General features: G+C 66.6%; 13 protein-coding genes. 5 read left to right on the top strand and 8 right to left on the bottom strand.

What is annotated here, in order from left to right; all coding sequences use genetic code 11:
* Positions 1–6: 6 nt before the first annotated feature.
* Positions 7–798, top strand: a complete 792-nt coding sequence (locus IWX77_RS03040; protein ID WP_196843010.1) for an ABC transporter ATP-binding protein — start codon at positions 7–9, stop codon at positions 796–798.
* A 235-nt stretch (positions 799–1,033) separates the two neighbouring features.
* Here IWX77_RS03040 and IWX77_RS03035 read toward each other — a convergent pair whose 3' ends face one another.
* Genes IWX77_RS03035 through IWX77_RS03020 form a run of 4 tightly spaced genes read right to left on the bottom strand, consistent with a single transcriptional unit; the run spans position 1,034 to position 4,273 of the window.
* Entirely contained in the window at positions 1,034–1,819 is a 786-nt protein-coding gene (locus IWX77_RS03035) for an alpha/beta fold hydrolase (RefSeq protein ID WP_196843009.1), read from the bottom strand.
* Position 1,820: 1 nt separating this feature from the next.
* Positions 1,821–2,150 (bottom strand): biotin/lipoyl-containing protein, encoded by a 330-nt coding sequence (locus IWX77_RS03030; RefSeq protein ID WP_196843008.1) that lies wholly within the window; start codon positions 2,148–2,150, stop codon positions 1,821–1,823.
* Positions 2,143–3,186, bottom strand: a complete 1,044-nt coding sequence (locus IWX77_RS03025) for an alpha-ketoacid dehydrogenase subunit beta (RefSeq protein ID WP_327012101.1) — start codon at positions 3,184–3,186, stop codon at positions 2,143–2,145. The genes IWX77_RS03030 and IWX77_RS03025 overlap by 8 nt, the downstream gene beginning before the upstream one ends.
* On the bottom strand, positions 3,179–4,273 hold the full coding sequence (locus tag IWX77_RS03020) for a thiamine pyrophosphate-dependent enzyme (RefSeq protein WP_196843007.1): 1,095 nt from the start codon (positions 4,271–4,273) through the stop codon (positions 3,179–3,181). The genes IWX77_RS03025 and IWX77_RS03020 overlap by 8 nt, the downstream gene beginning before the upstream one ends.
* A gap of 188 nt (positions 4,274–4,461) precedes the next feature.
* On the opposite strand from IWX77_RS03020, the gene IWX77_RS03015 reads away from it, so the two are divergent.
* From IWX77_RS03015 to IWX77_RS03000, 4 genes are all read left to right on the top strand, one after another.
* Positions 4,462–4,983, top strand: a complete 522-nt coding sequence (locus IWX77_RS03015; RefSeq protein WP_196843006.1) for an Lrp/AsnC family transcriptional regulator — start codon at positions 4,462–4,464, stop codon at positions 4,981–4,983.
* Positions 4,984–5,027: 44 nt separating this feature from the next.
* Positions 5,028–8,519 (top strand): DEAD/DEAH box helicase, encoded by a 3,492-nt coding sequence (locus IWX77_RS03010; RefSeq protein ID WP_327012100.1) that lies wholly within the window; start codon positions 5,028–5,030, stop codon positions 8,517–8,519.
* 76 nt (positions 8,520–8,595) lie between these two features.
* Positions 8,596–9,918, top strand: coding sequence for a glycosyltransferase 87 family protein (locus IWX77_RS03005; RefSeq protein ID WP_196843005.1), 1,323 nt, complete (start codon positions 8,596–8,598; stop codon positions 9,916–9,918).
* Positions 9,915–10,508, top strand: coding sequence for a histidine phosphatase family protein (locus tag IWX77_RS03000; protein WP_196843004.1), 594 nt, complete (start codon positions 9,915–9,917; stop codon positions 10,506–10,508). The genes IWX77_RS03005 and IWX77_RS03000 overlap by 4 nt, the downstream gene beginning before the upstream one ends.
* A 16-nt stretch (positions 10,509–10,524) precedes the next feature.
* Here the strand turns inward: IWX77_RS03000 and IWX77_RS02995 are convergent, their stop codons facing one another.
* From IWX77_RS02995 to IWX77_RS02980, 4 genes are all read right to left on the bottom strand, one after another.
* Positions 10,525–11,649, bottom strand: a complete 1,125-nt coding sequence (locus tag IWX77_RS02995; protein ID WP_297413400.1) for a class I SAM-dependent methyltransferase — start codon at positions 11,647–11,649, stop codon at positions 10,525–10,527.
* Between the two features lie 151 nt (positions 11,650–11,800).
* Entirely contained in the window at positions 11,801–12,214 is a 414-nt protein-coding gene (locus tag IWX77_RS02990; RefSeq protein WP_196843002.1) for a heat shock protein transcriptional repressor HspR, read from the bottom strand.
* 2 nt (positions 12,215–12,216) lie between these two features.
* Positions 12,217–13,218 (bottom strand): DnaJ C-terminal domain-containing protein, encoded by a 1,002-nt coding sequence (locus tag IWX77_RS02985; RefSeq protein ID WP_196843001.1) that lies wholly within the window; start codon positions 13,216–13,218, stop codon positions 12,217–12,219.
* Positions 13,211–13,843 (bottom strand): nucleotide exchange factor GrpE, encoded by a 633-nt coding sequence (locus tag IWX77_RS02980; protein ID WP_196843000.1) that lies wholly within the window; start codon positions 13,841–13,843, stop codon positions 13,211–13,213. The genes IWX77_RS02985 and IWX77_RS02980 overlap by 8 nt, the downstream gene beginning before the upstream one ends.
* Between the last annotated feature and the right edge of the window lie 2 nt (positions 13,844–13,845).

Raw genomic sequence — 13,845 nt, 5'->3', positions numbered from 1 at the left:
AGTCTCATGCTGCTGATCGAGAACATCACCAAGACCTTCTTTCCCGGCACCGTCAACGAACGCGTCGCACTCAACGATGCGTCACTGCAGTTGAACACCGGCGACTTCGTCACCGTCATCGGCAGCAACGGCGCCGGCAAATCCACCCTGCTCAACATGATCAGCGGCAAGCTGCCGATCGATTCGGGCGACCTGGCGATCGATGGCAGTTCCGTCAAGCGGATGCCCGACTACGCACGCGCCGCCTACGTCGGCCGCGTGTTCCAGGATCCGATGGCCGGCACCGCGCCCGACCTGTCGATCGAGCAGAACCTCGCGCTCGCGCTGCGCCGCGGTCAGCGTCGCGGGCTGTCCTGGGGCGTCACCCACACGCGCCGTGCGTTCTTTCGCGACGAACTTCTCTCGCTCGAACTCGGCCTCGAAAACCGGCTCAAGGCCCGGGTCGGACTGCTCTCCGGCGGCCAACGCCAAGCGCTCTCACTGCTCATGGCGAGCTTCACCCAGCCGCGCATTTTGCTGCTCGACGAGCACACGGCCGCCCTCGACCCGCAGCGGGCCGAACTGGTCACAACGCTCACCGAGAGCATCGTCGAAAAGCACCACCTGACCACCCTCATGGTCACGCACAACATGGGCCAGGCGCTGCGCCTCGGCAACCGGCTCATCATGATGCATGAGGGGCGGATCATTCTCGACGTCGACGCCGAGCGCAAGGCCACGATGAGCGTGCCCGACCTGCTCGCCGAGTTCGCGAAGATCAAGGGCGCCAGCCTCGACGATCGAGCCCTGCTCGGTTAGGCAAAGCTCGGGAACCCAACGATCTCGCGCTACTGCGACAAACTCAACCTGCGGCAAACTCAGCAGAATTTTGTGACTTCCACGAGTGAGTGGCGGCAGTGGGTTGTTCGCGGGGTGTCGAGTTCGGGTGTGTGAGCTGAGGCGCGAATGACTTGCCGTGGCCGTGATCCGTCTCGAGCTGGTGGCGATCGCCGCCCACCAGCTTCTGCGTCACACACCATGAGCCCGCAGCCGTTTAGCCGCCGAGGAACGCGATCGCCGCCCGCTTGAAGGCCCGGGAACTGACGGCGTTGGTGTGGGTGCGGGCCGGCAGCCAGAGCACCTCGGTGTCGGCGGCGAGCGCCGCAAGCTTCGCCGTTCCGGTCGCGAGCACATCGCGGTCTCCGGTGACGAAAAGCATCGGCCGCTTGGGAACGGATGCGCCCGGCTCGAAGCGTTCCCGCTTGGTCGCAGCGACCAGCCGCAGCAGGGCCGGGGTGTTGGCACCCGGGGCGAGCTGCATGAGGGTCATGAGCGAGGCGGTGGACTCGTGGGCGATCGCACTCGAGTCGGCAAGAAACCGGGCGGCCGCGTCGAGGTCGAAGTCGGCGAGGGGGTCCTCGGCGCTCATACCGCCGAGCACCGCACGATTGATCAGATCGGGCCGCTCGGCGGCGACCTCCCAGACCAGGCGCGACCCGAGCGAATACCCGACCAGGTCGACGCCGGAGGCGGGGTTACCGGCGTCGCGGGGCCGGGCGCCGGCCAGCGTGAGCACCTCGAGAACACCGGCACGCAGGCGGCTGGGGGCGTAGGCATCCGTTTCGAGCGGTGCGTGGCTCGTGCCGTGGCCGAGAAGGTCGACGGTGAGCACACGCCGACCGGCGTTGGTCAGGTCTCGCACCCAACCGGTCGCCTCCCAATTGAGGGCGGTTGACGAGGCGAAACCGTGCACGAGCAGCACCGGGGCGCGGCCCGCGTCGAGAGCGGGTTCGTGCTGCTGCCAGCGCAGGGTGGTTGTGGTTGTGGTTGTGGTGAGCATCTCAGTCTTCGTCGAGCACGGCGGAGAGGCGCACGCGGCGTTTCGGCGCGGCCTCCTGCGGCACGGTGCCCACGATGCCAGCGGAATCGTCGGCTACCCGAAAGGTGATCAGCGGGGTGTCGACGAGCACGACATCGCCGGGCTCGCCGTGCAGCGTGAGCACGATGCCGGCGATCGGCGAGGGCAGTTCCACCGACGACTTGGTCGTTTCGACCTCGACGAACGGCTGGTTGCGTTCGACCTGGTCGCCGACGGCGACGAGCCATTCGAGCACGGTCGCCTCGAGCAGTCCCTCACCGAGGTCGGGCAGGGGAAAGGAGATTTCAGCCACGGCGGTACTCCAGTACTCGCTGAACTCCGAAGAGAATTCGATCAATGTTCGGGATGTACTCGTCCTCGAGATCACCCGAGGGGTACGGCACGTCGAAGCCGGTCACGCGTTCGACCGGTGCCCGCAGCACGTCGAAACAACTCTGTGAGACGAGCGCGGCCACCTCGGCACCGAGGCCCGCAGTGTGCGGCCCCTCGTGCACGACGATGGCGCGACGGGTGCGCGACACGGATGCCGCCAGAGCGGCTTCGTCGATCGGCTTCAACCAGCGCAGGTCGAGCACCTCGAGTTCGATGCCGTCTTCCGCGGCCAGCTCCGCGACCTGCAGGCAGCGGGACACCATGGCGCCCCACGCAATCAGGGTCGCATGCTTGCCGGGGCGGACAACCACCGAGCCCTCGAGGGAGGCGCTGCCCGCACCGACCACGTTGTCCGCCAGGTTGACCCCGGCCTTGTTCCAGTAGCGCGCCTTGGGTTCCATGAAGATGACCGGGTCGGGCATCGAGGCGGCGTGCTTGAGTAGGTGATAGGCCTGCTGCGGGCTCGACGGCGACACGACCTTGAGTCCGGGCACGTGCGCGAACAGCGACTCGAGACTTTCGCCGTGGTGTTCCGGCGCCCGAATGCCACCAAAGCTCGGCACGCGCAGCGTTACCGGCATCGGCAAAGTGCCGCGGCTGCGATAGTTCATGCGGGCGAGCTGGGTGATGATTTGGTTCACGGCCGGGTAGGCGAAGCCGTCGAACTGTACCTCCGGGATCGGGTGAAATCCGGCCATGGCCAGGCCGATCGCGGTGCCGAGAATGCCCGACTCCGCCAACGGGGTGTCGAACACGCGGTGCGCGCCGAAGCGCGCCTGCAGCCCGTCGGTGACTCGAAAGACACCGCCGAGCACACCGACGTCTTCACCGAAAACGAGGGCGCGGTCGTCGGCGTCAAGAATCTCACCGAGCGCCCGGTTGATGGCCTGCTGCATCGAGAGTTGCACGAGCGGCATCGGTAGGGTCTCCCGCATGGCTTCGAGGGTGTCAGACATGCTCGGATTCCTCTCTCCACTGGCGCGCCTGGGCGCCGAGCGTCGGGGTTGTTTCTTGAAAGACAAAGTCGAACATTTCGCTGCCGGGTCTACTGCAGAGTGCGACGACGCCGTCGCGGATATCATCGGCGTGCTGCTGCGCCTCGGCATCGACGCCTGCGAAGAAGGCCGCATCGGCCACGCCGCGCGCCGACAGCACCTTACGAAACCGGCTCAACGGGTCTTCGCCGCCGCCGATTTTCTCGTCGTCGAGGGTGCGATAGCGGCCGGGGTCGTCGCTCGTGGAGTGCGGACCGCGCCGGTAGGTCATGGCCTCGACGACGACCGGGCCGAGGCCCGCTCGGGAATGGGCGACGGCGCGCTGCGTGGCAGCGAGAACGGCGAGCACGTCGTTGCCGTCGACCCGCACGGCCGGCATGCCGTAGCCCGCGGCGCGTGCGGCCACCGAACCGCCTGCCACCTGCTGCTCGGTGGGCACCGAGATGGCCCAGCCGTTGTTTTGCACAAAGAAGACGACCGGCGCCTTCACGATCGCGGCGAAGTTCATCGCCTCGTGCACGTCACCCTGCGAGCTCGCGCCATCACCGAGAAACGCCAGGCCCACGCCGAGCCCCGCATAAACGGATGCCCCCGGCCCGTTCAGGGTCTGGCCGTGCGCCCACCCAACCGCGTGCAGAACAGATCCACCCACGACCGCCTGAAAGGGTGCGAAGTGGGTGGCGACGGGATCGTAGAGCCCGCCGTGCCAGATCGCTTTGTGCGTCGACATGTACTCGACCATGTTCACGCCGAGCGTGTAGGCCACGCCCATCTCGCGATAGGTCGGAAAGACGAAGTCCCGGTTCTTGTCAACGGCAGCGCCGGCGCCGACCTGGGCGGCCTCCTGGCCGAGCATCGGCGCGTAGCCGGGAATGAGGCCCTGCCGCTGCCACGCCACGGCGTCGCGGTCAAGCTGGCGCACGTTCGACAGCATCCGGTAGAGGTCGCGCAGCTGTGCTGGGTCGGGTGCGGAGGCATCCGCTTCTAGAAGCTGTGAGACGGGCGGGGGCAGGGTGTCGAGCGTGGCAGCGAGTGCGCGAGGCGCCATGCTGGCTCCTTCCATCGGTGGGCGGGTCACAGCAAATTTAGTGACTTTGCCAAGCGCTTGCCACACTGATTAATTGGAGTGCACATTCTGTGAATATTTGTGTGTATTTTCGGCCAAAAATCATACAGTTAGTACATTCACCGGTCGCGGCAACGCCGACCGGCCGACACGCGCGAAAGGCCACCCACATGGACATCGATTCCCTGGATTCCCGCATCGTCACCCTGTTCTGCGAGCGACCGAAGCTCTCGGTGCTCGAGGCCTCGCGCCGGCTCAAGGTAGCCCGAGCCACGGTGCAGGCCCGCATCGACCGTCTCATGAGGCGCGGGGTGATCAAGTCCTGGGCACCCATACTCAACCCGAACGCGTTCGGCTACCCGGTCACGGCTTACTGTTCACTCACCGTGCGACAGGACGCAGGCCACGCCGTCGTGGTCGCGGCCCTCGCCCGGATTCCCGAGATTCTCGAGTTGCACACGGTCTCGGGCGACAGCGACATGCTTGCCCGGGTCGTCGCCCGGTCGAACGCCGACGTGCAGCGCGTGCTCGATCTGATCGTCGCCACGCAGACGGTTGTGCGCTCCTCGAGCGTGATCGTGTTGCAGACCCACATCGAGGCGCAGGCCCTCGCTCTGCTGCAGGCCACCGCAGCTGCGGCCGACACGGCGGCACCCCCCGTGCCGGCCGTGCCGCCGGTCAGGCTCCCGTGAGACAATGAGGGTTGGTCCCTTGTTCGTACGGAGCTCCCACACCTATGGCCCATTCCCTCAGCACTCACGAGATCGCCCGCATCGTCGGCAGCCGGTCGTTCTCGCGCGGTGAACGATACGCCCGCAACGGGCACGTCACCGCACAGTCCTGGGCCGCGTCGGGAACGCACCTCACCGGTCGGGTCAGTGGCACCGGCCCCGAGCCGTACACCGTGCTCGTCTCGTTCACGCTGAATGCCGCCGGGCAGGCGGTGCGGGCCAGTGGAACCTGCACCTGCCCGATGGGCAGCAACTGCAAACACGTCGCCGCACTGTTGCTGGCCAGCCGCAGTGCCCCCGCTGAGTTGAACGCTGAACGCGCCGCCGCCACTGTGCGCGCGATCGGCGACCGCCGCACCCCCGTGTTCGAATCGACTTTCGTGCCGGCCGCGTACCAGCCGCCCACCCCGGCCTCCGTCACTCCGATCCGCCCACCGGTGCCCGCCTGGCGCGCCGCCCTGGCACCGATCGCCAGGCCGACCGGCGGCGACACGGCCACCAACACGGCCCTCGCGCTGCAGTTCGACCTGCTCGATCCCGCTTACAGCCCCAACCGACGTCAGGGACCCCGCCGTCTCGGCGCACGCCCCATGGTCATGGGCAAGAAAGGCAAGTGGATCCGCGGCTCCCTCACCTGGGACAACCTGTCCTGGACCCCTGGTACCTACAACCGCGGCCACCGCAAGATTCTCAACGCTCTCTATGCTCTCTCGGCCACCGGGCAGCGCTACTACAGCTACACCGACCATTGGCTCTACCTCGACAACTTCGAGAACAAGGCCCTCTGGGATCTGCTGCACGAAGCCCAGCTGATCGGTCTGCCGTTGGTCTGCGCAACGGATGCCCAGAATTCCGTTCTGCTCTCGCCCATGCCGGCCGTGCTCGAGGTCGACATTCGCCGTGACGATGCGGGCCTGCAACTGACCCCGCTACTCGTGCTGAACGAGCAGCTGCACCGCGGCGCCGAATTCGGTTTCATCGGCGACCCGGCGCACGGTGCGTACACCTGGACCAGCCCGGCCGACCCGCTCTCGAGCGGCCAACAGCTCACCCTCGCCCGGCTGAATGCCCCGGTCAGCTCCGAGATTCGCGCTCTCGCAGTCACCGATGGCTTCGACATTCCGGCCGACGACGAGGGCGCCTTCCTCGCCGACTACTATCCGTTCCTGCAGCAGAAACTGTCCGTGACCAGCCACGACGCTTCCTTCGAGCTGCCCAAGACCGCCCGGCCCCAGCTGGCCCTCACGATCACCCACCACACGGATGCCCGCATCACCCTGGCCTGGGAGTGGCAGTACGTAGCGCCCACCGATATAGGCCCGGCGGAGGCATCCGTTGCCGCCCAGGCCGACGCTGCCGACACCGCCGCCACCGACATCGCGGCCACCGCCGTCGCGATCGAACCCGCCGCGGTGCTTTACCACCACCCCCTGCGCCCGACGCCCGGTGACACCCGCTTTCGCGACCTGACCCGGGAGAGCGACATGCTGCACGCGGTCGAACGCGCGGCCGCCTCCTTCGCCACGCTGTGGCAGGCCGCCACTCCAATCAGCTCGGCCCAACTGCTCGAGCACTCCGAACTGCACGGCGCCGTCATGATCACCTTCCTCGGCCAGGCCGTGCCGCTGCTCACGGCGGCTGGCATCGTCGTGCAGGTCTCGGCCGACGCCCCGAGCTACCGAGAAGCCGACGAAGCGCCGGTGATCAGCCTCGCCACCACCGAAAGCACCAATACCCGGGACTGGTTCGACCTCGCCGTCACCGTGACGATCGAGGGCGAAGACATACCCTTCGACGACCTGTTTCGGGCGCTGGCCACCGACCAGGACCTCATGATCCTTGACAGCGGCACGTATTTTAGCCTCGACCGGCCCGAGCTGCAGCAGTTGCGCCGCCTGATCGAAGAGGCGAGGGGCCTGCAGGAGAGCAACGCCGGCTCACTCGGCCTCAGCCGTTTTCAGGCCGACCTCTGGGACGAACTGCAGCTGCTCGGTGTTGTCGCCGAACAGGCCGCCACCTGGCGCAGCGCCGTCGAGGGGTTGTCGGAAGCAGCGCCCATCACCGAACGCCCGCTTCCGCCTGCCGTGCACGCCACCCTGCGCGCCTACCAGCAGACCGGATTCGACTGGCTCAGCTTTCTCTACGACCACCAGCTCGGCGGCGTGCTCGCCGATGATATGGGACTCGGTAAAACGCTCCAGGCGATCGCCCTCATCGCCCACGCACGCGACAGCCAGGACGCCCGGCCCGGCGCCGCCCGCACGCCGTTTCTCGTGGTCGCGCCCACGAGCGTCGTCTCGAACTGGGCCAGCGAGTGCGCCCGTTTCGCGCCCGGCCTCCGCCCTGTCGCCATCACGCAGACCGCCGGCAAGCGCGGCTCCAGTCTGCGTGACGAAATGGGCCAAGCGGATGTCGTGATCACCTCCTACACGCTGTTCCGCCTCGACTTCGAGGAGTACAACGCACACGACTGGGCCGGGCTGCTGCTCGACGAAGCCCAGTTCGTGAAGAACCACCAGAGCAAGGCGCATGTCTGCGCCCGCCGCCTGCGCACCCCGTTCAAGCTCGCCATCACCGGCACGCCGATGGAAAACAACCTGATGGAGCTGTGGTCGCTGCTCTCCATCACCGCGCCCGGCCTGTTCCCCAGCCCCAGCCGCTTCGGCGACTACTACCGCAAGCCCATTGAAACGGATGCCGACACCGACCGGCTCGCGCAGCTGCGCCGCCGCATCCGTCCTTTCATGTTGCGGCGCACCAAGGCCGAGGTGGCCAGCGATCTTCCCGAGAAACAGGAGCAGGTGCTTGAACTCAACCTGCACCCGAAGCACCGCAAGGTGTACGACATGCATCTGGCCCGCGAGCGCCAGAAGGTGCTCGGCCTGATCGAGGACATGAACGCGAACCGGTTTGAGATCTTCCGCTCGCTCACCATGCTGCGCCAGCTCAGCCTCGACGCGAGCCTCTACGACGCGAAATACGACAGTGTGCCGTCGACCAAGCTCGACGCCCTGCTGGAACTGCTCGAAGACACCGTTGCCGAGGGTCATCGCACCCTCATCTTCAGCCAGTTCACGCAGTACCTCGGCAAGGCGCGCGACCGGCTCGACGCCGCCGGCATCAGTTACTCCTACCTCGACGGCAAGACCCGCAACCGGGCCAAGGCGATCAGTGATTTCAAAGAGGGCAACAGCTCCGTCTTTCTCATCAGCCTCAAAGCCGGCGGTTTCGGCCTCAACCTCACCGAGGCCGACTACGTCATTCTGCTCGACCCCTGGTGGAACCCGGCGACCGAGGCGCAGGCCGTCGACCGCGTGCACCGCATCGGCCAAACCAAGAACGTTATGGTCTACCGTCTCGTCTCCAAGGACACCATCGAAGAAAAGGTCATGGCCCTCAAGGCCACGAAGGCCCGCTTGTTCGAAAGTGTCATGACCGATGGCGCTCCGCAGGGCACCGCTCTGACGGCCGCCGACATTCGCGAGCTCCTCGCCTGAGCCGACACCGGACGTTCACCCAGCACCCCTATACTGCACGCGACGGCCTCACCTCGCACGCTGCAGAAACGGTCCCATGTCCACAATCTTCGATCGGGTCGACGCCCGCCTGGCCCGGGCCCTCACCCCGAGCCGCCGCCTCACCCTGCAACGCCCGCGCACCCTCGTACTCGGGTTTCTCAGCCTGCACACGGTGTTTCTGTTCGCCCTGCTGCCCACCATCCTCACCGGCAGGGCGCTCGGCGACCTTCCGCTCTACCGAACCTGGGCCGAACTCGGCCTGGAACACGGAGTCTGGCAGGGCATTGACACCGGGTGGGTGTACCCGATCGGCGCCATGCTGCCGATCGCCTTCGCGGGAGTCGCCGGGCCGCTGCTCTACCAACTGCTCTGGTTTCTTCTGACGACCACGCTCAACGCCGTCGCGGTGGGAGCCCTCACCGATTGGGGACGCCGCCGCAGCGGCTTCAAACCGGCCTGGTACTGGCTGTTCGCGTCGTTCTTGCTGAGCCCGGTCGGCCTGCTGCGCCTCGAAGGCATCACGGCGCCGCTCGTCATCGTCGGGCTCGTGCTACTCGCGCGGCGGCCGGTGGTCGCCGCGGTCATTCTGGCCCTCGCCACCTGGATCAAGGTCTGGCCGGCTGCCGTGTTCCTCGCCGTGGTCACCGCGTCGTCCCGACGACGCACGGTGGTGCTCACCGGGGCGGTCTTCTCGGTCGCGGTGGCGGCATCCGTTTGGCTGCTGGGTGGCCTGCACTATCTCACCGCATTCGTCACCGAACAATCCGACCGCGCCCTGCAACTCGAAGCACCGATCACGACCCCGTGGGTGTGGCTGGCCACGCTCGGCCACCATGGCACGGTCATCTACGAGAACTACTCGATAGCCACCCGCGAGGTCAGCGGCCCCGGCACCGATCTGGTCGCCTCCCTGATGACACCGGTCATGTTCGGCGCCATCGCGGCGATCTTCGTGCTGATGCTCGTTGCACAGCGTCGGCACGTGGATGACACCCAGCTACTGCTGCTCGGTTCCCTGGCCCTGATCAGCGTGTTCATCGTCTTCAACAAGGTCGGGTCGCCGCAATACATGCTCTGGCTGGTGCCGGTGGTCGCGGTCGGTGTCGGCCGCAGCTGGATGATGTGGCGCGTGCCCGGCGTGCTGATGCTGGCCATCTCCGGCCTGACAACACTGATCTTTCCAATTTTCTACCTGCCGCTCATTGACGGCGACCTGTTCCCACTGCTGCTGCTCACGGTGCGCAACGGGCTGCTCGTCGTGCTGTTGGGCTGGTCGGTCAATGACCTCGCTCGATTGGTCTGGGCGGCGCCGCGGCGAGAAGCCCTTCTGATGGCCCGGCGCACACTCCCAGTCGGTCAAGGCAGAATAGACGAGTGACTACGACGACGACCTTCGCCCTCATTCGCCACGGCCAGACCGATTGGAACGCCGCCGCGCGCATTCAGGGCGCCACCGACATTCCGCTCAACGACGTGGGGCGCGGCCAAGCAACGGATGCGGTCGCCCCGCTCTCCCGCTACGACTGGGATTTCATCGTCTCGTCCCCGCTCTGCCGTGCGGCCGAAACCGCCGACCTCATCGGCAAACAGCTCCGGCTCGACTCCGCCCGGCGCATTGCGGGCTTGATCGAGCGCAACTACGGGCCGGCCGAGGGACTCAGTGCCGGCGCCGAGCTCGACGCCCTGCGTTTCCCCGGTGGATTCCGCGGCGCCGAGACCGAGGCGGCTGTGGCCGCGCGCGGCATCGACGCCCTGCGTCAGCTCGCCCGCGAGCATCCCGGAGCCCGCATCATCGTCGTCGCGCACGGCACGCTCATCCGGTTGAGCCTGGCCCACGCTCTCGACCAACGCATCGGCAGCATCAGTAACGCCACGCTCAACCTCGTGCACCACCACCTTGCGCACGCCGATGGTATGACGACGTGGCAGCTCGAGATGCTGAACGGTGAGTCCCTCGTGCGCGTCTGACTCCGCCCAGCTTGCGTTAGCGGCCGGTGGAGACCGTCACGGTGAACTTGGTGTTGCGGCCGACCTGGCGGGTCGAGCCGACGATTCGGGTGAGCATCGGACGGTAGCCGAGGTGCGTATTCCACACCGTCCACAGCTCGCCGCCGGGTGTGAGCACCCGCGCCGCGTCATTGAACAGCTTCTCGGCGAGGCCCGCGTGCACGGACGCCCCGATGTGAAACGGCGGGTTGAGCAGAATCAGGTCAGCCGAGTCATCCGCTTGGCCAGAGAGGCCGTCGGCGCGCACCACGGTGATGCGATCGGCGAGCGCATTGGCGTCGACCGTCGCGCGAGCGGATGCGACGGCCACGGCCGACTGATCGGTCGCGAGCACCTGCAGCAGGGGACGCTGCGCGGCCAGGGCCGAGGCGAGTACGCCGGTGCCGCAGCCCAGGTCAATGGCGCGCTTCGCGTCGGGCTTCATGCGGTCGAGCACCTCGAGCAGTGCGCGCGTGCCGATGTCGATGCTGGTACCGGCGAACACGCCGCCGTGGCCGCGCACGGTCAGGTCAAAGTCCTCGTGGCGTTCGCTGTGCGGCCAGTCGGTCGTTGACGTGGCCAACGGCGAGGAGGCAATCAGCACGCGAGACTTCTGGCGAGCCGGGCGCACATTGAGGGCACCGAAGTGTCGGCGCAGCACCTCGTTCATGCTCACGGTCATGTGCTTGATACGGCCACCGGCGAAAACGATCACGTCGGGGGCGGCGTACGTGGCTATGGCGTCGGCAATCTCGTCGAGCGCTTCCAGGCTTTTCGGCAACTGCAACAACACCACGTGGGCGTCTTTCAGCAGCGCTTCGCCGAGCGGAAGGGAGCGGTAGGCATCCGTCAGGTTAACGCCGGAGGCATTGCTGTCGAGTGCGTATTCGCCCGAGAGCGCGTCCTGGTAGACACGGATGCCGCGGGCATTGTGCAGGGCGGCAGCGCCAAGGGTGAGGGCGCCGTAGCGGTCCTCGAGCACGACAACGCCACCGGAGCGGTAGGCGGCGAGCGCGCCAGCCGCCTCATCGAGAATGAGCCGGTCGCTCGCATCGACGGCGAACAGGTTCTCCGCCTCAATGTCAGGGCGACGGCGCAGACGATCGAAATCGAATTCGTTCACGTTCGGGGCGGCGCCTTTCACCCGCGTGTTCTCTGTGGTTCTGGTGTTCCGCGGCGCGGACTGGCTAAACGCGTCCGATTCGGACATGGTTCCCCCTGAAAGTGGTGCTGGTGCAACCAGTTCGAGCTGTGAAAGCGAAACGTGGAGCTGACTATGGTCTGAGCTGCCGCCAGATGACGACCTGGTTGCTGCGTCTGGTACGAGTGCCCGCCTTCATCGAAATGACGTCGCCGGCCGGGCCAGCCGCGAAAACGCGGCGGCCCGGACGGTTCAGTAATTCGTCGGCGAGCGTTGATTCCAACTCGCGCAGGCGATTTTCGAGCCCGCGCACATGATCCTCGAGTTCGAGGATACGACGAATGCCTTCCAGACTCACGCCTTCGGAGCCCAGTTCCGCAATCTCACGGAGCTTTGCCACGTCGAGCATGGAATAACGGCGGCTCTTGCCGGGGGTGCGTTCCGGGCTGACGAGGCCCAGGCGATCGTATTGGCGCAGGGTTTGCGGGTGCATTCCCGCAAGCTCTGCGGCCGTGGAAATCACGAAAACCCGGGTGGTCTCGTCCATGATTAGCCCTTCGCCCGCGCGATCAGCTCATCGCGCGGGTTCTCCTTGGGCAGGGCTTCGGCGAAAGCGGCGAGCTTCTCTTCCGCATCCTTCGACAGGTGCGAGGGCACCGCGACCTGCACGACCGCGAGCAGGTCGCCCGTGCCCTTGGTCGTGGTGACGCCGCGACCCTTGACCCGCAGCACGCGGCCACCGGGAGTGCCGGGGGCTACTCGCAGTTTGACCGGAGCGCCACCGAGGGTGGGCACCTCGATCGTCGCGCCGAGGCTCGCCTCGACGAAGGTCACCGGCACGGTCACGCGAAGGTTGAGGCCGTCACGTTCAAACACCGGGTGCTTGCGCACGGTGATCGTCAGCACGATATCGCCGGATTCTCCGCCGTCGGGGCTGGGCTGTCCCTTACCGCGCAGACGAATCTTCTGCCCGTCGGCGACTCCGGCCGGAATCTTCACCTTGATCGGACGGCCGTCCTGCGTCTGCAGACTGATCTGGTCGCCCTGGGTGGCCGTGATGAATTCGATGGTCGTGGACGCGATCACGTCACGGCCGCGGGTGGGCGCGCCCGACCCGCGGTAGCCGCCGGTGGGGTTGCCGAAGCCGGCACCGCCACCGCCACCTCTGCCGAACATACCCCCGAGGATATCGTCGAAGCCGCCCTGCTCGAAGGTATAGCTTTGCTGACGGCTTCCGCCGCCGAACATGCCACCGAAAGCGTCCTCGAATCCACCGCTCTGGGCCCGGCCGCCGGGCGCGGCGAACCGCGCCCCGCTGCCCATGGCACGTACGGCGTCATATTCCTTGCGCTGGGCCGCGTCGTTCAGCACCGAGTGCGCCTCGCTGAGTTCCTTGAACTTCGCCTCTGCGGCGGGGTTCCCCGGGTTGGAGTCCGGGTGGTATTTGCGAGCGAGCTTGCGGTACGCCTTCTTCAACTCGGCCGGAGTGACATCTTTCGGCACCCCGAGAACCTTGTAGAAGTCCTTGTCGAACCAGTCTTGGCTAGCCATCGCTCGGTACCTGAACCACGACCTTGGCCGCACGCAGCAGGGTGGAGCCGAGGTAGTACCCCGTCTCCGCGACGTCGCCGACGGTTTCGGTGTCGACGGCCGCACTCGGCTGCTGGAAGATCGCCTCGTGCATTGTCGGGTCGAAGGGGTCTCCGACCGTACCGAACGAGGTCAGGCCGAGGCGCTCAACGCTTGCGCGCAGCTTGGCCGCGATCGTCGCGAAGGCGGAGTCGGGCACGAGGTCGCCGTGCTTCTCAGCACGGTAGATGTCATCGAGTACTGGAATGAGCACCCTAACGATATCCCCGGTCACGCGCTCTTTCTCGATGGCACGGTTGGCTTCGGTGCGCCGACGGTAGTTGGCGTACTCGGCCGTCACGCGCTTGAGGTCGGCGAGGTGTTCGCTCGTCGGCTCCGCCACTTCACGCTCTGCCGCGTCCAGAATGTCCTGAACGGTCAGTTCGTCTTCTTCGATACCGTCCGCCGAATCGTCGGTTCCGGCTTCAGAAGCGGATACCGCGTCGGGCGCTGATTCTGCAGGCGCGGGCGCACCCGACGCGGTGCTGCCGTCTTCGGGCTCCCCCGCGGCGGAAGCATCGTTGTCTGGATGTTTCTTGTCAGCCATAG

The organism is Cryobacterium sp. CAN_C2, assembly GCF_015751745.1.
Taxonomy (GTDB): domain Bacteria; phylum Actinomycetota; class Actinomycetes; order Actinomycetales; family Microbacteriaceae; genus Cryobacterium.
The sequence above is the reverse complement of the archived record's forward strand: the minus strand, read 5'-3'. Positions and strand labels throughout refer to the sequence as shown.

What these genes read in the sequence shown, in the direction of transcription:
- IWX77_RS03040 (WP_196843010.1), top strand. Translation starts at nt 7, where the DNA reads ATGCTGCTGATCGAGAACATCACCAAGACCTTCTTTCCCGGCACCGTC.
- IWX77_RS03035 (WP_196843009.1), bottom strand. Translation starts at nt 1,819, where the DNA reads ATGCTCACCACAACCACAACCACAACCACCCTGCGCTGGCAGCAGCAC.
- IWX77_RS03025 (WP_327012101.1), bottom strand. Translation starts at nt 3,186, where the DNA reads ATGTCTGACACCCTCGAAGCCATGCGGGAGACCCTACCGATGCCGCTC.
- IWX77_RS03020 (WP_196843007.1), bottom strand. Translation starts at nt 4,273, where the DNA reads ATGGCGCCTCGCGCACTCGCTGCCACGCTCGACACCCTGCCCCCGCCC.
- IWX77_RS03015 (WP_196843006.1), top strand. Translation starts at nt 4,462, where the DNA reads ATGGACATCGATTCCCTGGATTCCCGCATCGTCACCCTGTTCTGCGAG.
- IWX77_RS03010 (WP_327012100.1), top strand. Translation starts at nt 5,028, where the DNA reads ATGGCCCATTCCCTCAGCACTCACGAGATCGCCCGCATCGTCGGCAGC.
- IWX77_RS03005 (WP_196843005.1), top strand. Translation starts at nt 8,596, where the DNA reads ATGTCCACAATCTTCGATCGGGTCGACGCCCGCCTGGCCCGGGCCCTC.
- IWX77_RS02990 (WP_196843002.1), bottom strand. Translation starts at nt 12,214, where the DNA reads ATGGACGAGACCACCCGGGTTTTCGTGATTTCCACGGCCGCAGAGCTT.
- IWX77_RS02985 (WP_196843001.1), bottom strand. Translation starts at nt 13,218, where the DNA reads ATGGCTAGCCAAGACTGGTTCGACAAGGACTTCTACAAGGTTCTCGGG.
- IWX77_RS02980 (WP_196843000.1), bottom strand. Translation starts at nt 13,843, where the DNA reads ATGGCTGACAAGAAACATCCAGACAACGATGCTTCCGCCGCGGGGGAG.